At 59.4% G+C, this 20,026-nt stretch carries 15 protein-coding genes; 13 read left to right on the forward strand and 2 right to left on the reverse strand.

The window, feature by feature from the left end; all coding sequences use genetic code 11:
• Positions 1–184: 184 nt before the first annotated feature.
• The 3 genes from ACM6I7_RS19675 (at position 185) to pgm (ending at position 4,846) form a co-directional block, all read left to right on the forward strand.
• The gene (locus ACM6I7_RS19675) at positions 185–1,654 is read left to right on the forward strand and encodes a hypothetical protein (RefSeq protein ID WP_414889209.1); all 1,470 of its coding nucleotides are present in this window, start codon (positions 185–187) and stop codon (positions 1,652–1,654) included.
• A 48-nt stretch (positions 1,655–1,702) separates the two neighbouring features.
• Complete coding sequence (locus tag ACM6I7_RS19680) at positions 1,703–3,103, forward strand: PLP-dependent aminotransferase family protein (protein ID WP_414889093.1); 1,401 nt, start codon at positions 1,703–1,705, stop codon at positions 3,101–3,103.
• Between the two features lie 96 nt (positions 3,104–3,199).
• Positions 3,200–4,846, forward strand: a complete 1,647-nt coding sequence (gene pgm / locus ACM6I7_RS19685; protein WP_414889094.1) for a phosphoglucomutase (alpha-D-glucose-1,6-bisphosphate-dependent) — start codon at positions 3,200–3,202, stop codon at positions 4,844–4,846.
• A gap of 183 nt (positions 4,847–5,029) precedes the next feature.
• On the opposite strand, the gene ACM6I7_RS19690 is transcribed toward pgm, so the two are convergent.
• Positions 5,030–5,725 carry a pirin family protein gene (locus ACM6I7_RS19690; RefSeq protein ID WP_027612774.1) on the reverse strand — a complete coding sequence of 232 codons (696 nt, stop codon included), beginning with the start codon at positions 5,723–5,725 and terminating at the stop codon, positions 5,030–5,032.
• A 278-nt stretch (positions 5,726–6,003) separates the two neighbouring features.
• On the opposite strand from ACM6I7_RS19690, the gene ACM6I7_RS19695 reads away from it, so the two are divergent.
• Positions 6,004–8,478, forward strand: a complete 2,475-nt coding sequence (locus ACM6I7_RS19695; RefSeq protein WP_414889095.1) for a UvrD-helicase domain-containing protein — start codon at positions 6,004–6,006, stop codon at positions 8,476–8,478.
• Positions 8,479–8,536: 58 nt separating this feature from the next.
• Here ACM6I7_RS19695 and ACM6I7_RS19700 read toward each other — a convergent pair whose 3' ends face one another.
• Entirely contained in the window at positions 8,537–8,809 is a 273-nt protein-coding gene (locus tag ACM6I7_RS19700; RefSeq protein WP_025109621.1) for a DUF1652 domain-containing protein, read from the reverse strand.
• A gap of 263 nt (positions 8,810–9,072) precedes the next feature.
• Between ACM6I7_RS19700 and ACM6I7_RS19705 the strand changes: the two genes are divergently transcribed.
• The 9 genes from ACM6I7_RS19705 (at position 9,073) to ACM6I7_RS19745 (ending at position 19,973) form a co-directional block, all read left to right on the forward strand.
• On the forward strand, positions 9,073–9,888 hold the full coding sequence (locus tag ACM6I7_RS19705) for a helix-turn-helix transcriptional regulator (RefSeq protein ID WP_285374311.1): 816 nt from the start codon (positions 9,073–9,075) through the stop codon (positions 9,886–9,888).
• A gap of 52 nt (positions 9,889–9,940) precedes the next feature.
• On the forward strand, positions 9,941–11,347 hold the full coding sequence (locus ACM6I7_RS19710; protein ID WP_183779922.1) for an NAD(P)/FAD-dependent oxidoreductase: 1,407 nt from the start codon (positions 9,941–9,943) through the stop codon (positions 11,345–11,347).
• A 31-nt stretch (positions 11,348–11,378) separates the two neighbouring features.
• The gene (locus ACM6I7_RS19715) at positions 11,379–11,723 is read left to right on the forward strand and encodes a cupin domain-containing protein (RefSeq protein ID WP_183779920.1); all 345 of its coding nucleotides are present in this window, start codon (positions 11,379–11,381) and stop codon (positions 11,721–11,723) included.
• 56 nt (positions 11,724–11,779) lie between these two features.
• Positions 11,780–12,865: a polyamine ABC transporter substrate-binding protein gene (locus ACM6I7_RS19720; protein ID WP_414889096.1), complete on the forward strand. Its 1,086-nt coding sequence runs from the start codon at positions 11,780–11,782 to the stop codon at positions 12,863–12,865.
• A 462-nt stretch (positions 12,866–13,327) separates the two neighbouring features.
• Positions 13,328–14,791, forward strand: a complete 1,464-nt coding sequence (locus ACM6I7_RS19725) for a serralysin family metalloprotease (protein ID WP_247267436.1) — start codon at positions 13,328–13,330, stop codon at positions 14,789–14,791.
• A 92-nt stretch (positions 14,792–14,883) separates the two neighbouring features.
• Positions 14,884–15,306, forward strand: a complete 423-nt coding sequence (locus ACM6I7_RS19730; protein ID WP_158556652.1) for an AprI/Inh family metalloprotease inhibitor — start codon at positions 14,884–14,886, stop codon at positions 15,304–15,306.
• A 172-nt stretch (positions 15,307–15,478) separates the two neighbouring features.
• The gene (locus ACM6I7_RS19735) at positions 15,479–17,254 is read left to right on the forward strand and encodes a type I secretion system permease/ATPase (protein WP_223007590.1); all 1,776 of its coding nucleotides are present in this window, start codon (positions 15,479–15,481) and stop codon (positions 17,252–17,254) included.
• A complete protein-coding gene (locus ACM6I7_RS19740; protein ID WP_003225006.1) occupies positions 17,251–18,600 on the forward strand; it encodes an HlyD family type I secretion periplasmic adaptor subunit in 1,350 nt (449 codons plus the stop codon). The genes ACM6I7_RS19735 and ACM6I7_RS19740 overlap by 4 nt, the downstream gene beginning before the upstream one ends.
• A gap of 2 nt (positions 18,601–18,602) precedes the next feature.
• Positions 18,603–19,973: a TolC family outer membrane protein gene (locus tag ACM6I7_RS19745; protein ID WP_027612784.1), complete on the forward strand. Its 1,371-nt coding sequence runs from the start codon at positions 18,603–18,605 to the stop codon at positions 19,971–19,973.
• The last annotated feature ends 53 nt before the right edge of the window (positions 19,974–20,026 follow it).

Genomic DNA, 20,026 nt, shown 5'->3' on the forward strand with positions numbered 1-20,026 from the left:
AATGCTGACAGGGGTTTACGTTGTCTGAGATGGTGGGGTTACTGACTTCATTGCGTCATGTGTTTCAAATAACTTCAAAATCATAAGTGTTAGTATTTGATCGTCTATTACTTATTGATGAATTTATTGCGCCAGCGTCATCGCTGATGCGCGATATGAATTTTTTATGCCGGGTAAAGTACTGATGAGCACGATCCATGATCAGGCAATGAACTATGTCTACCAGCAAGTATTGCAACGCCTGCTGAGTTTCTTTTCCAGAGCCGAGCGCACAGCGCTGCAGTTGCTGATCCAGCGTCTGGTGGTCGCCGCCGGCGGAATGGAGCGCATGGGTGAATACAAGGTCATGGTGACGCCATCCGGTACCCGTGACAGTTGCTACATGCTGGCGCTGCTGCGCGCCGCCCAGTTGAGTATTGCCGGCCGCGCGCCCGCCACGTTCCAGTTACGTGTGGCCACCTTGCGCCGCAGCGAATCGGGGACGGCGGCGCTGAACAACATGCACCGCAGCTTCGCTGCCTTGTTTCTGTATGACGACCCCCGTGTCGAGTTGCTCATGGTGGAACATCGACAAGTGTTGCCGTTCAACCATCTGGCGCCACTCGGAATGGACAGCGCGGACGCCCATCGCACCAATCTGCTGATGATGGGACATCGACGTGCCAGGGGCGAGAAGCTTGAGTGGCGGGACGACGCCTGCCTGGCCTGGGCCGAATTTTACGGCCAGATTGCTCGCTGGAGTAACGGCGTGGATGCCTGGCTGGCCAGCGAATCGCCGCGTCGTCAGAAGCAGTTTGTCGAAGACCTGGACCGGGCCGTGCAGAAGGCCGGTATCGGGGCGCTGACGCCGAATTCCGGGACGTTCGATGAGCTGTTCGCTTTGCTGGACGGATTGGGAGGGGATTTGTATCGCGGTTTTTACTCCGAATCGGAGCGGCAATGCTGGCGTCCCGAGGGTGGCTTCGAGTCATGTCGTCGCACGACATTTGTCGACATTCATGACATGGCGGTCGGCAATCTTGAAGAACGCTGGCCGCTACTGAGCGAGTTTCTGGGGTTCGAGGCAGAGGAATGGGTGTTTCACCAGGGTGAGGGCGAATACGCCGACCCTTTGATCGAGGCCCATTTACGCGGCCTGGAAGCGGAGTTCATCAGCGATCGCAGCTATGAAGCGGGGTTCTCGGAACATGTCCAGCGCATGCTGGCGAACATGCAGCTGCAGCGGGTGCCGGAACCGGTCTGCGAGCAGATGATCGCAAGACTGGGGCAATGGCAGACCACGGAAGAACTGCGCGAAGCAGCGGCGAGCTGGCTGCACCAGACTTACGGTCTGAACGAAGCACAATGGGTCTGCCTGCTGTTCACGCCGTTCATCGAGCGTGGAGCCGGGCTCGAGCGGTTCCTGCGCAGCTGTCATCCCGGCATGTTGGTGGCGCTGCCTGATTTGCATCGGGCCATGCAGGGGCTGCACGGCCCGGAGCAGGTAATGCAGTGGATGATGGACGTCAGCGGTTTACCGGTTCGGCTCATCGGCCACCTCTACGCCATGGAACCCTTGCCTGCGCACGGTGCGGCCCGGCAAACACTGGAGACCGCACTCGACGCGGCAGGCCTCGATGGCTCCGGCGTGGGTGACCGGTCAGTGGAACGATGAAGTGAGCGAGCGATACTTGGGCGCACCAACGGTTATGGTGTCCGTCTCATGAAGGCTGCACGGGAATCCGGTTTCGCCTACCAGGCAGTCTATCGATACCTGATGCGCTTGATGGCCGAGTCGGCTTGCGATGGCAATTCAAGGCTGCCATCGCTGCGTCAGTTGGCAGATCGCTTGAACGTGTCGATCTCGACCATTCAATACGCTTACTCGTTGCTCAAAAAGGAAGGGCGGATCTATTCGGTGGCCAAGTCCGGGTATTACGCCAGGGCGGTTTCGGGGGGGACGCCACCTGCCATGAGCAATGATCTGCTCGAAACGCTCTATGTCAACGCGCGGCACCCGGGTATGCGTTTGTTGAATGCTGATGATCCGGTTTCGCTGCAATCACTGGACAGTCCATTGCTGTTGTTGGAGCGTGAGCTGCTGCGCCAGTATCCCCGCCAGCCGCCGTTGCTCGACCAGCCTTGTGGTGAACTGGAATTACGCGCCGTCCTGGCGGCCCGCTATACCACCTCGCCAAAGCAGTGCTGGCACGCCGAGGATGTTTACATCGGCGCGGATATGCGCGGGGTGCTGGAGATCCTGGTGGCTGTTCTGCAGCTCAGGCACACAACCATTCTGGTCGAGTCGCCCTGTGACTGGGTGATACTGCGGTTGCTGCAGGCGGCTGAGGTGCGTGTAATCGAACTGCCGTTGCAGGCCTGTGGCGGGCTGGAGCTGCAGCGGCTGGAAACACTGCTCAAGACCGAAGACGTGCGGCTGATTCTGCTGTCCTCGGGCCTGTGCATGCCGCGCGGTACACAGGTTCCAGCGGATAACCGCAACGCGATCGCCGGCCTGCTTGGCGAGCACGGCACCTGGGTGCTGGAAAACGACTGCTACGGTGAACTGGGCGAGGCAACGGGCGTCGAGCGTCTGCGTGATCAACTGGACCCTGACCGACTGCTGGTCTTCTCCACGTTCGAGAAATTCATCGGTATCGAAGCGCCTTACGGGTACGTGTTGTCGCGCCAATGGAAGCACGAAATGCAGCGGCATTTTCTGATGCGCTCGTTCCGGTTGTCGCCCGTTCGCCAGAAGGCCATTGCCCGGCTGTATGGGAACGGTCGGGTCGACCAGCATCTGTACGTACTTCGCCGGCGCCTAAAGGAACGCCGTACGCCGATGATCGACTTGTTGCGCGAGCGTCTGGGCGAAGCGCTGCAGGTTGTCGAGCCACAAGGTGGGGCGACGGTCTGGGTACGGGCACGGCGGCCGGTGGACATGCGCGATGTGTTTCAGCGCCTGCTCAGGCAACAGGTGTTGATTGCGCCGGGCGAACTGTTCAGCTTGCAGGGATTGCACCGTCGGCATCTGCGCCTGAACCTGCTGGATCACGGAGAGAGCGGCTTGAGCGGAGCACTCGAGAGGTTGGGAGAGGCGTTGCGCTTGGCGCCGCTGGAATGAACGTTGAAATCTGTCGGATAGATCCCGTCGCGCTGCGGTCGAACTGTCAGTAAACTGCGCTGTATTTCCTGAACCACTCTATTTCAGAGGTTTTGCATGACTATCAGTCCTTTTGCGGGCAAACCGGCACCAGCAGAATTGTTGGTCGACATCCCGCGACTGGTAACGGCTTATTACACCGGCCAACCGGACGCTTCGATTGCCACCCAGCGTGTTGCGTTCGGTACTTCCGGGCATCGCGGCAGCTCCTTCGACCTGAGTTTCAATGAGTGGCACGTTCTGGCGATCAGCCAGGCGATCTGCCTGTATCGCGAAGCCCAGGGCATCGATGGCCCGTTGTTCGTCGGTATCGACACCCATGCGCTGTCGACCCCGGCCGGGGCCAGTGCGCTGGAAGTTCTGGCGGCCAACGGCGTTACCGTAATGATCGCCGAAGGTGACGAATACACGCCGACACCGGCGATTTCGCATGCAATCCTCTGCTACAACCGTGGCCGCACTTCGGGCCTGGCCGATGGCATCGTGATTACGCCGTCGCACAATCCGCCACAAAGCGGGGGCTACAAATACAACCCTACCAACGGCGGCCCGGCCGACACCCACATCACCAAGTGGATCGAAGCCAAGGCCAACGAGCTGCTGGCCAACAAGCTGGCAGGCGTCAAACGCATCAGCTACGAGCAGGCGCTCAAGGCCAGCACCACCCACCGTCACGACTACCTCAACACCTACGTCGCTGACCTCATCAACGTGATCGACTTCGATGCCATCCGTGACGCCAAGCTGCGTCTGGGTGTAGATCCGTTGGGCGGAGCAGGGGTGCGCTACTGGTCGGCGATTGCCGAGCATTACCGTCTTGATCTGGATGTGGTGAACAAGCAGGTCGATCCGACTTTCCGCTTCATGACGGTCGACTGGGATGGACAGATCCGTATGGACCCGTCGTCCAGCCATGCCATGCAAGGTTTGATCGGTCTCAAGGAGCGTTACGACGTGGCCTTCGCCTGCGACCCGGATCACGATCGCCATGGCATCGTCACCCCGTCGGGTGGTCTGCTGGCACCGAACAACTATCTGGCGGTGTCCATCGATTACCTGTTCCAGAACCGTCCGCAATGGCGCGTCGACGCCGCCGTGGGTAAAACCGTGGTCAGCAGCGGTCTGATCGATCGCGTGGCCAAACGTCTGGGGCGTCGTCTTTACGAAGTGCCGGTCGGTTTCAAATGGTTTGCCGATGGCCTGTTCGATGGTTCGCTAGGTTTTGGTGGCGAGGAGAGTGCTGGCGCTTCGTTCCTGCGCAAGGATGGTGGCGTCTGGAGCACCGACAAGGACGGTTTGATTCCGGCGTTGTTGGCGGCTGAAATGACTGCCCGTACCGGCCGTGATCCGAGCCAGGCCTATCGCGCCCTGACCGATGAACTGGGCGAACCGTTCTCGGTGCGCGTCGATGCCAAGGCCAACCCTGAGCAGAAAGCGCTGTTGAGCAAGCTGTCGCCGGAGCAAGTGACGTCGACCGAGCTGGCAGGCGAGAAGATTCAGAGCATTCTCAGCCATGCGCCGGGCAACGATCAGGCCATTGGTGGTCTGAAGGTGATGACCGAAAACGGCTGGTTCGCCGCACGTCCTTCGGGCACCGAAGACATCTACAAGATCTACGCCGAAAGCTTCATTGGCGACGACCACCTCAAGCAACTGGTGGCTGAAGCGCAAACGCTGGTGGATGGCGCAATCAGCACCAAGTGATCTTCAGGGAGGTGAGTTCTTCCTGTGGTGAGGGGATTTATCCCCGATGGACTGCGTAGCAGTTCGCTCCATTGAAAAGAAGGCCGCTTTGCGGCCTATCGGGGATGAATCCCCTCGCCACAAAAGCTGCAAAAAAGGGGCGACCATGACGGTCGCCCCTTTTTTTACCTGCATATCAGGCGATCAAGCCAGATCCACCAACACGATTTCGCTGTCTTCGAGCGCCGTCACAGTCAGTATTGACTCATGCTCGACGGCAACACCGTCTCGAGCTTGTGCGCGCAAACCATTGACTTCAATCAGACCGGTGGCGGGTACCAGATACGCTCGACGTCCGGCATCCAACTGATATTCAGCTGTTTCGCCGGCCTTGAGGTTGGCCGCGACCAACCGCGCATCACCGCGAATGCGCAGGCTCTGATCGTCGCCGTCCTTGCCGCTGGCGAGGGTCACGAAGCCTTCGCGCTGGCCTTTGGGGAATGGTTTGGCACCCCACGATGGCGGCGCGCCAGTTTCCGTCGGCAGAATCCAGATCTGAAAGATTCGGGTCTCTTTGTCTTCCAGGTTGTACTCGCTGTGTGCGATGCCGGTGCCGGCGCTCATGACCTGCACGTCGCCTGCTTCAGTACGGCCCTTGTTGCCAAGGTTGTCCTGGTGGGTAATCGCACCTTCACGCACGTAAGTGATGATTTCCATGTCGCGGTGCGGGTGCAGCGGGAATCCGGTGCCGGCGGCGATCACGTCATCGTTCCACACCCGCAGATTGCCCCAGTTCATGCGTTGCGGATCGTAGTATTCGGCGAACGAAAAGTGGTGATGGGCATCCAACCAGCCGTGGTGAGCGCCGCCCAGTGTATTGAAAGGTCTGAGTTCAAGCATGATCGTCTCCTCAAAAGGTTCGTCATGGGGCGTAACGCCAAAGCCATGAAGCGAGACCGTCGGTTATGACGGGCATCATCCATGAGGCAACCATCGAGAAAAAGCGTAAAAAGTGCGGCATTCTCATCGAATCTGTTGATGGGAAACCGGCTCGAAACGATCTCACCCAACTTTCAGTTCATCGCCTAAACCAATGAGCTGTAAGCATTTCGCTAGAACTCATCAGCAAATAAAGCCACCATAGCCCCCAACAGCCTCACACACTGGAGCCCCTCAGCGTGGCGCAACACACTCCCGATCTTCCTCCCGAACTTCGTCCATTGGCCGAGATGCCATGGTTCAAGCGTCTCGCCGCACGTTTCTTCGGCCATGGCCTGACACGCTTGCGCGCTCAACACCGTGCGTCGTGGCTGCACGGCCAGGCGGACGGTTTTCGCAGCGGACACACCGCTGGCGTGGAGTACGGCTTCAAGGAGGGGAAACTCGAAGGCCTGGAAGAAGGCCGGCAGGTGCTGTTGATTCGTGACAGTCGCAGCACCGAGCATCGTCCGCCGAGCGTCGATAATCATCTGTTCGACGACTGGCGTCTGCCGCTCAGCGCCGAGCTGAAGAAGCGCATGAAAGCCGATGTGGCGCGCCTGCTGCCCGCGCATGCCCAGCCAAGCCTCGCTCAATGGAAGATGATTTTCAGTGACACTCCTTCGACCTCGGTGATCGCCGGAGCCGGGGCAGGCAAGTCGACCACGTTGGTGCTGCGTATTCTGCTGCTCACGCATTATCTGGGCTTTGAGCTGGATTCAATGACCGTGGTGACCTTCACCCGTGAGTCGCGCAAGGACTTCATCAATAAGCTGATCGAGATGTTCGCGCTCTGGGGCCAGCCATTGAGCCTGCAACAGGCGCGGGAACTGGTGCGCACCTTTCACTCACGCATTTTGCCGATGGTACGCAGCCTACCGGGGTTCGAACGCTTGCAGGCGTTTGAAAATCTCAGCAATCGGCCACAAGGCGCTGACGAGGAGGTCGACAGCAACCCGTTCGATCTGCGAATCAATGATGCCCAGCGCCAGCAGCTCAACGCGTGCTACCACCGGTTATTCAATCAGGACCAACGTTTCCGCCAGTTGATTCAACCACTGGCCAAGGCTGCCTTGCAGCTCAAGGAGCTTGAGCGCGATCACCCGGACGTGCAAAAGCGCATGGCGGTGACCGAGCTGGCGGCCAAACGCGACGAAGAACTGTGCGATGCCATCGAAGACCTGTGGTTTCGCGCCGGTGCCTGGCCGATCAAGGGCATTGAGCCCAGCCGGCAGACGTTCGAGATCAACGGTTCGACCTTTCACTGCCACGGCTACATTCCCAGCCTCGATGCCTGGGTGGTGCTCGGCTTCGATCCCCGGGAAAACCCGCAAATCTGCCGTCCAAACGCCAAACTTAGCGTGCGTGCTGAATGGGCTGTGAAGCGCACCCTGTTTCAAGCTTTCTGTCATAAGCCATTGATTTGGCTGGATAGCTATGAAATGTCAAAGCGGGTTCTGGCGACGTTGGCTGGCGATGCGAGCGCCGGTCCAGGCTTCGATTACAAGGTCAAAGGTGAGCTGGTCTCGGCGCCACTACTGGACTGTTTTGTCGCGGCGGCCGGTTTCATCGAAAACCTCGGGCTGGATGTGCCGGACGCTGTCGGTCGTATGAGTTTTGCCAAGGATGATCCGGATCGGTTTTTCTTCGAGGCGCTGAGCCTGTTCTGGCGTGCCCTTGAAGATCATCTGCTCGATCAGAAGCCGCCGGTGATGACCTACAACCGTATGTTCGCGCTGTTCAGCGAGCACTCGCCGGAGAACCTGAAGCTGCTGAGTGATGAGCTGCTGCGACCGATGTCGCACTTGATGATCGACGAGTTTCAGGACGTATCGCCGCAAATCGTCTCCTGGATCCGCGCCAGCCTCGCGGAAATCCGCAGTCGCGGCCCGGCCATGCATGTCGGGCGCGGCGCGCAACGTTCTTCGTTGCTGTGTGTCGGCGACGATTGGCAGTCGATCTACGGCTGGCGCGGCAGTTCGCCGAGTTACTTCATGGAGTTCAACAAGGAATTCCCGTCGCCGAGCACTACTCGGGTGATGCTCAGCGACAACTATCGCAGCCATCAGCACATCATCGATGCTGCCGAACACATCGTTCGTGCCGCGCCGGCAATCCCCGGCAAGAAGGCCAAGGCCAGCGGTGCGCCCAAGCCTGCGCAGCCGGTCAACGTGCTAGAGCGTGATGACCAGGCCCTGGGGCAGCGCTTGGCCGAACATTACAATCGTGGCGATTCGATCTTGATGCTCTATCGAAAAAGCAGCGATAAGTTATTGATAGAGCAATATATTCAGCCTGTAGTTAATGTTGATTCGAGCTTGCCGTACGAAGCGCGACGGCTTAAACAGCTGACTTACCACAGCGCCAAGGGGCTGCAGGCTGATGCGGTGTTCCTGCTCGGTGACTGCCAGCACCTGACCAGTTCGCCCTACAAGAACCAGGTATATCGCATGGCCGGCTTGGGCAAGGCTGGCGACAGTGAGCCTTATGACACGGCGCAGAAGGACGAGATTCTGCGGCTGGCCTACGTTGGTATCACCCGGGCGGTCAGCCATTGCTACTGGTACGTCGAGCCGCAGGATACCCATGCGGTGAACATGCCAAGGGCGTCCGATCGGGTTGCCCAAGGCAAGGCATTCTTCGTCGATCACCGAAAACAGCCGCAAAACGCGTAGCACGCAAGCACAAAAAAAGCCCGCCTGAATTGGCGGGCTTTTTATATAAAACAATAGTTTATGCGTAACTCTTGAGAGATTCCGGAGGAATGAAAGCCTCCAGTTCGTCTTCCACAGCCTCAATGATGCGCTCGACATCGGCCGCGTTCATCACCGTCGCACAAGGAATACCGGCGATGGCGATCATGGTTTCACCGCTGGCACGATCAAACAGACGGGCAATCATGCTGCCCGGCGCATCCATCGTTGCCTCAAAACCCATGGGATGAAAGTGCCAACGCATCAGTTGGCACGCATTGGGAAACGTGACTTTACTGGAGCCTTTATTCATGTGTTGCCCGCCTTCTTCATCGAGCGCTTCCTTTTGCTCATGTTAGGTGGGAAGAGCCTTCATTGGCTCAACCGGTCAGTGACGTTAAAAGTAGCACTCGCATGTGAATTTTCCGTGAGATTTTTCAGTTCATTTTGCGATTGCTGCGCGTTTTTTGATGTAAGTCACGTCGGGATCAGTCATCGCCAAATGGCCACTACGGTTTGCTCGTTGATCGTTTTGGCGAACTTGGGCAAGCTCGGTTCTTTTGCGCCGAGCCCTTTATGCACGCCGACGATGACGGCCCCGAACAGACCCCGGCCACGGCCGCCACGGTCATGCGCTACCACCTGAGCTGGAAGCACCGCGATCTGGACAGTGTCATGGCGCTGTATCACCCTGACGTCCAATACAACGATTTCTTTCAGAACCGGGTCCTGGGTCTCGACGAATTGCGCGAGTACGTGCGCGTGAGCATGCCGCGAGAATCCGACGAAGCGCTCGAGCATTGCGACCGGATTCGCGTGGATGGCAACACCGCTTTCATTCAATACGAAGTGACTTTGCGCGGTGGCGACGGGCTGGTGTCGTTCCGATCCAGCGAAGCGATCACGGTCAAGGACGGGCTGATCTGGCGGGTCAACGAATACGCCTCGCTGGTCCGCACGCAAACCAACGGCGCTGTCGCACCCAGTCAGCGTCCGGCGGTCAGTCGCTTGGGGCTTTCGCCGCGCCAGATCAGTTTCATGGCCGAGGATCTGCAGCAATATTTCGAACGCCAGCAACCGTATCTCGATCCGGAACTGGATCTGCAACGGGTGGCGAAGGAGTGCGGCTACAGCCGCAATCAGATTTCCTACCTGCTCAATCAGGTGCTCGGCCAGAGCTTCTATCGCTACGTCAACCAGGCCCGCCTGCAGCACTTGCTCAAGTCACTGGATCAGGCCATGCCGCCGCTGCGTATCGATGAGCTGGCGTTTGCTGCCGGTTTCAACTCGCTGTCAGCGTTCTACAGTTGTTTCCGCCGACACACCGGCCAGTCGCCGAAGGCCTACGCCAAACAAATTTCTTTGCGGGCACGCGCGCAAGACAGTGATTGAAGTCACGCACTAGGATCGACGCCATCGAAGGTTTTCAGTGGCGGAGTCTTGCATGCCGGCGTGGCGCACTATCAGTTTGTGGATGGATCAACTCGACGAGCCGTTGATTGCGCGGCCGGCGCTTGAGCAGGATCTGGACGTCGACGTGGCGATCATCGGCGCCGGTTACACCGGGCTGTGGACCGCGTACTACCTGAAAAAACTCGCCCCCGGTCTCGATATCGCCATCGTCGAGGCGCAAACCGCCGGTTTCGGTGCGTCCGGGCGCAATGGCGGCTGGCTGATGGGCAATCTGCTGGGCGAGGATCGGCTGCTCGCCGGCCTCTCGCCACAACAACGCCGCGCATCGTTTGATCTGCTGCACAGCATTCCCGATGAGGTGGAAGTTGTCCTCGAACGTGAGGGCATCCACTGCGATTACCGCAAGGGCGGGGTGCTGTACTGCGCCGCCCGTTACCCGGAGCAGGAAGCCAGCCTGCGCGAATACCTCTACAAACTGCACGCCCAAGGCCTGACCGACAACGATTACCGCTGGCTGAACCCCGAGCAACTGGCGCAACAGATTCGTGTGGCGAAACCCTACGGCGGCATTTATGCGCCGCACGTGGCGACCATTCACCCGGCGAAACTGGTGCGCGGTCTGGCGCGCACCGTGCAGAGCATGGGCGTGAAGATCTACGAAAATAGCCCCGTGACGCATTGGCAGTCCGGCAGTTTGCGCACGGCCAGGGCCAGTGTGCGCAGTCGCTGGATTGTGCCGGCGGTCGAAGGTTATTCGGTCACGCTCCCACCGCTGGGTCGCTATCAGTTGCCGGTGCAGAGTCTGATTGTCGCCACTGAACCGTTGTCGGCAGCGACCTGGGATGAAATCGGCCTCAACCGTGGCCAGGCCTTCAGCGAGTTCAGCCGTCAGGTCACCTATGGCCAGCGCAGTGCCGACAATCGTCTGGTCTTTGGCGCCCGCGGCGGTTACCAGTTCGCCGGGAAGTTGCGCCACAACTTCGATCTGACCCGTGATGAAGTCGAGCTGCGGCGCTATCTGTTCGGCGAGCTGTTTCCGCAGTTGAAAAACGTGCAGATCACCCACGCCTGGGGCGGCAACCTCGGCATGTCCCGGCATTTCAAGCCGCACATGCTCTGCGATCGCGCCAATGGCATTGCGCTGTCCGGCGGTTATGGCGGGGAGGGTGTGGGTGCCAGCAACCTTGGCGGCCGCACCCTGGCCGATCTGATTCTTGAGCGCGATACCGAACTGGTGCATCAGCCGTGGGTGCTGCCGGACGGCGGAATTCATGCGCTACGCGCCTGGGAGCCGGAGCCGTGCCGCTGGCTTGGCTACAACGCGATCATCAAAAGTTTCGTCCACGAAGACCAGACCCTGGCCAACCCGGCCAGCGCCCCGTGGCGGCGCAAGCTGGCCAGTCAGGTCGCGGGCTTCATGGAAGGTTTCATGCACTAACCGCCGTTTTCTTCACAAGACAGGTCTCACCATGAGCATTACGCAGTTCAAGAACACCGCCAGCCTGCAACTGGATGAATCCAACCCGGTGGCCGTGCCACTCGGCGAGCCGGTCGCCATTGCCTCGACCACCAGCGTCGAGCGCGATGACGGCGTTGAAACCGGCGTCTGGGAATGCACCCCGGGGCGCTGGCGCCGGCAGATCACCGCACAGGAGTTCTGCCACTTCATCTCCGGCCGTTGCACGTTCACCCCGAACGACGGCGGCGAAACCCTGCACATACAAGGTGGCGACGCACTGATGTTGCCGGCCAACACGCTCGGCATCTGGGATATCCAGGAGACCGTGCGCAAGAGCTACGTCCTTATTTTCTGATTGTTTGATCCTTTGATTGCCTGCCAACAAAAATAGCCACTACAGGAATCGACCCCATGATCCAGAAAACCCTCGCTCTGGCGCCGCTGCTGCTGGCCGCCTCCATTAGTCATGCCGCCGAAACGGTGAAGATTTACAACTGGTCGGACTACATCGCGCCGGACACCACGAAAAAATTCCAGAAAGACACCGGCATCGGCGTCACCTATGACGTCTACGACAGCAACGAAACCCTCGACGGCAAGTTGATGACCGGCAAATCCGGTTATGACGTGGTGTTCCCGTCCAACCACTTCATGGCGCGGCAGATCCAGGGCGGGGCGCTGAAGAAGCTCGACAAGAGCCAGTTGCCGAACTGGAAGAACCTCAACCCGGTGTTGCTCAAGGCCTTGCAGGTCAACGACCCGAACAACGAGCACGGCTTTCCGTATCTGTGGGGCAGCACCGGCATCGGCTACAACGTCGCCAAGGTCAAGGCGGTGCTGGGTGATAGCGCGCCAGTGGATTCCTGGGATCTGATCTTCAAGCCCGAATACATGGAAAAACTGCAGAAGTGCGGCGTGGCGATCCTCGATAACGGCCCGGAATTGCTGCCGGCAGCGCTCAATTACCTGGGCTTGCCGCCCCACAGCAAGAACCCCGAGGACTACAAGAAAGCCGAAGCATTGCTGATGAAAGTGCGGCCGTATGTCAGCTACTTCCATTCCTCGAAGTACACCAGCGACCTGGCCAATGGCGATATCTGCGTGGCGGTCGGTTTCTCCGGTGACATCCTGCAGGCGGAAAACCGCGCCAAGGAAGCGAAGAACGGCATCGACATCGGTTACGCGATTCCCAAGGAAGGCGCCGCCATCTGGTTCGACATGGTCGCCATGCCCGCCGATGCACCGGACGAGAAGGCCGGTTACGCGTTCATGAACTACTTGCTGCGTCCGGACGTGATGGCCGGCATCAGCAATTACGTGCACTACGCCAATGGCAACCAGCAGGCCGACAGCCTGATCGATCCGGCAATCAAGGGTGACACCAAGGTCTATCCGAGCCCGGAGATGATGGGCAAGCTGTTTGCGCTGGAGGCAATGCCGCTGAACATTGACCGGATCCGCACGCGAGTGTGGAACAAGATCCGTACCGGTAGCTAAACCACATCACCCCTCCTGTGGGAGCGGGCTTGCTCGCGAATGCGTTCGATCAGTCAGCAAACAGGTTGGCAGATAAATAGCATTCGCGAGCAAGCCCGCTCCCACAAGTGTTTTAGCAACGCTGATTTGATTGATATCACTACACTGGCATCGCACTAATAGAGTGCAGCAAAGTGAGACGTATCTATCAAAAAGCAACTTACCGATATTTAATATTTAAATAGAAAATCGTCAGACAATTAGGCGAGAACAAACACCTCATAACAATCTTTCGACCCCGCAGTCATTGTTTACGGGCATTTGACGGAACAGTCGGTTTTGATCTCAAAAAAATGCTAGACGACAGATTTCAAATTGTGTCAGGTTTCTTACGCCTTCATTGGGCGAGTGATAGGACGATCTCGCCAGGGATCGTCGCTATCTGACAAAAACTGTTCCATTGCTAAACAAGGAAGTGTGTTTATGTCGAAAGTAAAAGCGAACGCTATTGATATCACCGCAGACACATTCGTGCCTGTCGGCGCAGCGCAATCTCTGGCTGCGACCAGCTCTGCCTGGAACCAGATCAATAGCTTCAGCCATCAATACGATCGTGGCGGCAACCTCACGGTCAATGGCAAACCGTCCTTCTCGGTGGATCAAGCCGCCACTCAACTGTTGCGCGACGGTGCCTCCTGGCACGACCTGGACAACAGTGGCAAGATCGAACTGACCTACACCTTTCTGACCGCCAAAACCGCTAACTTCAGCGGCCTGGGCGTCACCGGTTTCAGTCAGTTCAGCTCCCTGCAGAAAGCCCAGGCCGTGCTCGCCATGCAATCCTGGGCGGATGTCGCCAACGTGACGTTCACCGAATCGGCCCGTGGTGGCGACGGTCACATGACCTTCGGTAACTACAGCGGCGGCCAGGAAGGCGCGGCGGCGTTTGCGTTCCTGCCAGGCACCGAGCCAGGCTATGACGGTCAATCCTGGTACCTGACCGGCAGTGGCTACGACGTCAACAAAACCCCGGGTCTGAACAATTACGGGCGTCAAACCCTGACCCACGAAATCGGCCACACCCTGGGCCTGTCTCACCCTGGCGACTACAACGCCGGCGAAGGCAACCCGACTTACAAGGATGCTTCCTACGGGCAAGACACCCGCGGTTACAGCCTCATGAGTTACTGGAGCGAAAGCAACACCGCCCAGAACTTCAGTAAGGGTGGTGTGGAAGCCTATGCTTCCGGCCCGCTGATGGACGACATTGCAGCGATCCAGAAGCTGTACGGCGCCAACCTGACCACCCGTACCGGTGACACCACCTACGGCTTCAACTCCAACGCCGGTCGCGATTTCCTCAGCGCCTCGTCGTCGAGCGACAAGCTGGTGTTCTCGGTGTGGGACGCGGGCGGCAAGGACACCTTCGACTTCTCGGGTTTCACCCAGAACCAGAAGATCAACCTCAATGAAGCCTCGTTCTCCGACGTAGGGGGCATGATCGGTAACGTGTCCATCGCCAAGGGCGTGACCATCGAGAACGCCATTGGTGGTTCGGGCAACGACCTGCTGATCGGTAACAGTGCGTCCAACGAGCTGAAGGGCGGTGCCGGCAACGACATCATCTACGGCGCCGGTGGTGCGGACAAACTGTGGGGCGGTTCGGGTTCGGACACTTTCGTGTTCGCCTCCAGCTCCGACTCCAAGCCGGGTGCAATAGATCAGATCCTCGATTTCGTCAGCGGTCTGGACAAAATCGACCTGAGCGCCATCACCAACGGTTCCGGCCTGCACTTTGTCAGCAGCTTCACCGGTTCGGCCGGCGACGCGATCCTGACCTCGTCGGGCGGCAACAGCCTGTTGTCGGTGGACTTCTCCGGGCACGGCGTGGCGGACTTCCAGGTCAGCACCGTGGGCCAGGCAGCGACCAGCGACATCGTGGCGTGATGTGAAACGGGAAGCGGCGCTTGATGCGCCGCTTTCTTTGCTTGCATCGTGTTGATGGCTGGGCAAGGCTAGGTGCTGGAGCGAATTTTCTGATGATCTGTAAAGTTTTTACCTACAAGGCGATGGCGTGGCTTTCGGCGGCGCTGATCATGATTTCTGGAGAAACAACCATGGCAAGCAGCCTCAGACTTGAAGATCCCTCGGTTTTTGCCGGGCAATGGCAGGCGACGTTGAGCACTGAAAATGACGCGCCCGAAGCGCAAAAGCTGCAGGATAAACCGTCGAACACCTGTGCCCTCGAACTGCAAGCCAATCAGACCGTCGGCAAGGGCGCCGAATGCCTTGGTGCATGGCTGGAAGATTCGCCTACCGGCTGGTTTCCGGAACCCGACGGAATTTCGATCACCGGCAAGGAAGGTTCAAGAATCGTGTTTTTCAGCCGACAACGTGACGGGCTCTATTCCAGCACTTTGAAGTCGGGCCTGGTTGTTACACTCGAACGCGCGACGAAATAAACGCTCAACTAATCCAGATTGAATATATGGCAGTGTTTGAACGTTATAAGTGATCGTCGCAGTTGTTGTTGAGTGGTAAGCGAGTACTTGCAAAACATCTTTCGCAGGTAGGCGGAACATTAATTGAGCGCTCGTCGAAGTCTGGCGGGATCTATCATTTCAGGAAGAAACAATGAAGATGGCGAAGGCCCCAGCCACCGCTCCCTTGTTCAAGGCTTTGGGTGACTATAAAAGCATTCTGATCAGCGTCGGATGCTTTACCGCACTGATTAACGTGCTGATGCTGGTGCCCTCCATTTATATGCTGCAGGTCTACGACCGCGTACTGTCTTCGCAGAACGAAACGACGTTGGCGATGCTGTCATTGATGGTGGTTGGCTTCTTTGCCTTCATCGGCATGCTGGAGGTGATCCGCAGCTTCATCGTGATCCGCATCGGCAGCCAACTGGAGCGCCGCTTCAACCTGCGGGTGTATCAGGCGGCGTTCGAACGCAATCTGTTCAAGGGCGAGGGAAACGCCGGGCAATCGCTGGGCGACCTGACCCACATTCGCCAATTCGTCACCGGCCCGGCCCTGTTCGCGTTTTTCGACGCGCCGTGGTTCCCGGTCTATCTGTTTGTCATCTACCTGTTCAACGTCTGGCTGGGCGTGCTCGCCACAGCCGGCGCGCTGCTGCTGATTGCGCTGGCCTGCCTAAACGAATACATGACCAGGAAGCCGCTGGGCGAAGCCGCCGGTTACTCGCAGAAGTCCAGTCAACTGGCCACCAGTCACCTGCACAACGCCGAAACCATCCAGGCCATGGGCATGCTTGGCGCGTTGCGCAAGCGCTGGTTCGGTGTGCACTCGCGTTTCCTCGGCCTGCAGAATCAGGCCAGCGACACCGGCGCGGTGATCAGCTCGATCAGCAAGACCCTGCGCCTGTGCCTGCAATCGCTGGTGCTGGGCCTCGGTGCGTTACTGGTGATCAAGGGCGACATGACCGCCGGGATGATGATCGCCGGTTCGATCCTGATGGGCCGCGTGCTGAGCCCGATCGACCAGTTGATCGCCGTGTGGAAACAGTGGAGCGGGGCGAAGCTGGCCTATCGTCGTCTGGACTCTTTGCTGCAGGCGTTCCCGCCGAGTGATGACGCCATGGCGCTGCCGGCGCCGAAAGGCCAGATCACCTTCGAGCAAGTCAGTGCCGGCCCTCCCGGGCAGCGCGCGGCAACCCTGCAGATGATCAATTTCAATCTGGGCGCTGGCGAAGTGCTCGGCGTGCTCGGTGCCTCCGGTTCCGGCAAGTCGACCCTGGCCCGTGTACTGGTCGGCGTGTGGCCGACCCTCGGCGGCACGGTGCGCCTGGACAGTGCCGACATCCATCGCTGGAACCGCGACGAGCTCGGCCCGTACATCGGCTACCTGCCACAAGACATCGAACTGTTCAGCGGCAGCATCGCCGAAAACATTGCCCGTTTCAGCGAAGCCAACCCAGAGAAGGTCGTGGCCGCCGCGCAACAGGCCGGCGTGCACGAGATGATTCTGCGCCTGCCGCAAGGCTACGACACGCAACTGGGCGAGGACGGCAGTGGCCTGTCCGGCGGTCAAAAGCAGCGTGTGGCCCTGGCCCGTGCGATGTATGGCGATCCGAGCCTGGTGGTGCTCGATGAGCCGAATTCCAACCTCGACACTGTCGGTGAAGCCGCGCTGGCCAGCGCCATCGCCCAGCTCAAGGCCAAGGGCACCACCGTGGTGCTGGTGACGCATCGCTCTTCGGTGCTGGCTCAGGCGGACAAACTGCTGGTGCTCAACGATGGCCGCTTGCAGGCGTTCGGCGCCAGTCAGGAAGTGCTCAAAGCGCTGTCCGGCGCTCAGGAACAACAACGGGAAAAATCCGCGCAGGCACCGGGCGGGCTCAGCATGAGCCGGCAGTACCAGCCCTCGACAAGGAATTCGGGTGTATGAGCAGCGCCAGCATGAACACTGAAAACGAAGCCTCCATGGAACACGCGTACGTCACCGAGCGCCCGGAGCGCGATGCGAAATTCTTCGCCCGCATGGGCTGGATTCTGGCCATCGTCGGCGCCGGCAGTTTCTTCACCTGGGCCGCACTGGCGCCGCTGGATCAGGGCATTCCGGTGCAGGGCACCGTGGTGGTCTCGGGCAAGCGCAAGGCTGTGCAGTCGATGAGCAGCGGCGTGGTCAGCCGGATTCTGGTGCGCGAAGGCGAGATCGTGAAGCAGGGTCAACCGTTGTTTCGCCTCGATCAGACACAGGTCGCGGCCGATGTGCAGTCGCTGCAAGCCCAGTACCGCATGGCCTGGGCCAGCCTCGCACGCTGGCAGGCCGAGCGCGACAACCTCAAAGAGATCACCTTTCCTGCCGAACTGAGTAACGACCCGGATCCGCGTCTGGCGCTGGTTCTTGAAGGCCAGCGTCAACTGTTCAGCAGCCGTCGCGAAGCGTTCTACCGCGAGCAGGCCGGTCTGCGCGCCAGCATCGAAGGCGCCACCGCGCAGCTGGCGGGCATGCGTCGCGCCCGCACCGACCTCAATGCCCAGGCCGATTCGCTGCAACAGCAACTGAGCAACCTGCAGCCACTGGCGGACAACGGCTACATCCCGCGCAACCGCTTGATGGAGTACCAGCGTCAGCTGTCGCAAGTGCAGCAGCAACTCGCGGAAAACACCGGTGAAAGCGGCCGGGTGGAGCAGGGAATCCTCGAATCGCGCTTGAAGCTGCAACAGCATGGCGAGGAATATCAAAAGGAAGTGCGCACGCAACTGGCCGACGCGCAGCTCAAAAGCGTGACCCTGTCGGAGCAACTGACCTCGGCCGGTTTCGACCTGCAACACAGCGAGATCCTCGCCACCGCCGACGGCGTGGCGGTCAACCTTGGCGTGCACACCGAAGGCGCGGTGGTGCGTCAGGGCGAAACCCTGCTGGAGATCGTCCCGCAAGGCACCACCCTGGAAGTCGAAGGGCACTTGCCGATCAACCTGATCGACAAGGTCGGCACGCATCTGCCGGTGGATATCCTGTTCACCGCGTTCAACCAGAGCAAGACCCCGCGTGTACCGGGTGAGGTCAGCCTGATTTCCGCCGACCAGATGGTCGATGAGAAAACCGGCGTGCCGTACTACGTGTTGCGCAGCAGCGTCAGTGATCAGGCGATGGAAAAACTCCATGGCCTGGTGATCAAGCCCGGTATGCCGGCGGAAATGTTCGTGCGCACGGGCGAACGTTCACTGCTCAACTACCTGTTCAAACCATTGCTCGATCGCGCTGGCTCTGCGTTGACTGAAGAATAAGGATGTTCGGCTGTATGAATAAGCTTTCGATGTTGGGAGCAGCGTTCGCGCTGCTCGCAGGAAACAGCGCGCTGGCGGCCATGGGGCCATTCGAAGTCTACGAACAGGCATTGCGCAACGATCCGGTGTTCCTCGGCGCGATCAAGGAGCGCGACGCGGGCCTGGAAAACCGCACCATCGGCCGTGCCGGGCTGTTGCCGAGACTGGGTTACAACTACAACCGGGGTCACAACACCTCCAAGGCCACGCAACTGACCGCCCGCGGCAACCTCACCGAAGACCGCAACTACAACAGCTATGGCTCGACCCTGACCTTGCAGCAACCGTTGCTCGACTACGAGGCTTATGCGGCGTATCGCAAAGGCGTGGCGCAGTCGCTGTTCGCCGACGAGGCGTTTCGCGGCAAGAGTCAGGAGCTGCTGGTACGGGTGCTGGACAACTACACCAAAGCCTTGTTCGCCCAGGATCAGATCGACATCGCCCAGGCCAAGAAGAAGGCCTATGAGCAGCAGTTCCAGCAGAACGAGCACATGTTCAAGCAGGGCGAGGGCACCCGCACCGACATTCTCGAAGCCGAGTCGCGCTATGAACTGGCGACCGCCGAAGAGATCGAGGCACGCAACGAGCAGGACGCCGCGCTGCGTGAACTGGGCGCGCTGGTCGGCGTGCAGACAGTGGACATCAGCGAGCTGGCACCGCTGGATCAGAACTTCCAGACTTTCGCGCTGATGCCGGCCAACTACGACACCTGGCACGAACTGGCGATCAGCAACAACCCCAATCTGGCGTCGCAGCGTCAGGCGGTGGAAGTGGCCAAGTATGAAGTCGAGCGCAACCGCGCCGGGCACCTGCCGAAAGTCAGTGCCTACGCGTCGATCCGCAAGACTGAATCGGACAGCGGCAACACCTATAACCAGCGCTACGACACCAATACCATCGGCTTTGAAGTCAACGTTCCACTGTACGCCGGTGGCGGGGTATCGGCCTCGACCCGTCAGGCCAGCCGCACCATGGAGCAGGCGGAATACGAGCTCGATGGCAAGACCCGCGAGACGCTGATCGAACTGCGCCGCCAGTTCAGCGCCTGCCTGTCGGGCGTCAACAAACTGCGCGCCTACCAGAAGGCCCTGGCTTCTGCTGAAGCGCTGGTGGTGTCGACCAAGCAAAGCATTCTTGGCGGTGAACGGACGAACCTCGATGCGCTGAACGCCGAACAGCAACTGTTTACCACCCGCCGCGATCTGGCCCAGGCGCGCTACGACTACTTGATGGCCTGGACCAAGCTGCATTACTACGCGGGGACGCTGAACGAACAGGATCTGGCGCGGGTGGATGAGGCGTTCGGACAAGGCCCGAAAAGCAACCCGCGTTAATGCTTGGCACCGAACCTGTGGCGAGGGAGCTTGCTCCCGCTTGAGTGCGTAGC

Source organism: Pseudomonas sp. IT-93MI4, assembly GCF_949767635.1.
In the GTDB taxonomy this organism is placed as follows: domain Bacteria; phylum Pseudomonadota; class Gammaproteobacteria; order Pseudomonadales; family Pseudomonadaceae; genus Aquipseudomonas; species Aquipseudomonas putida_A.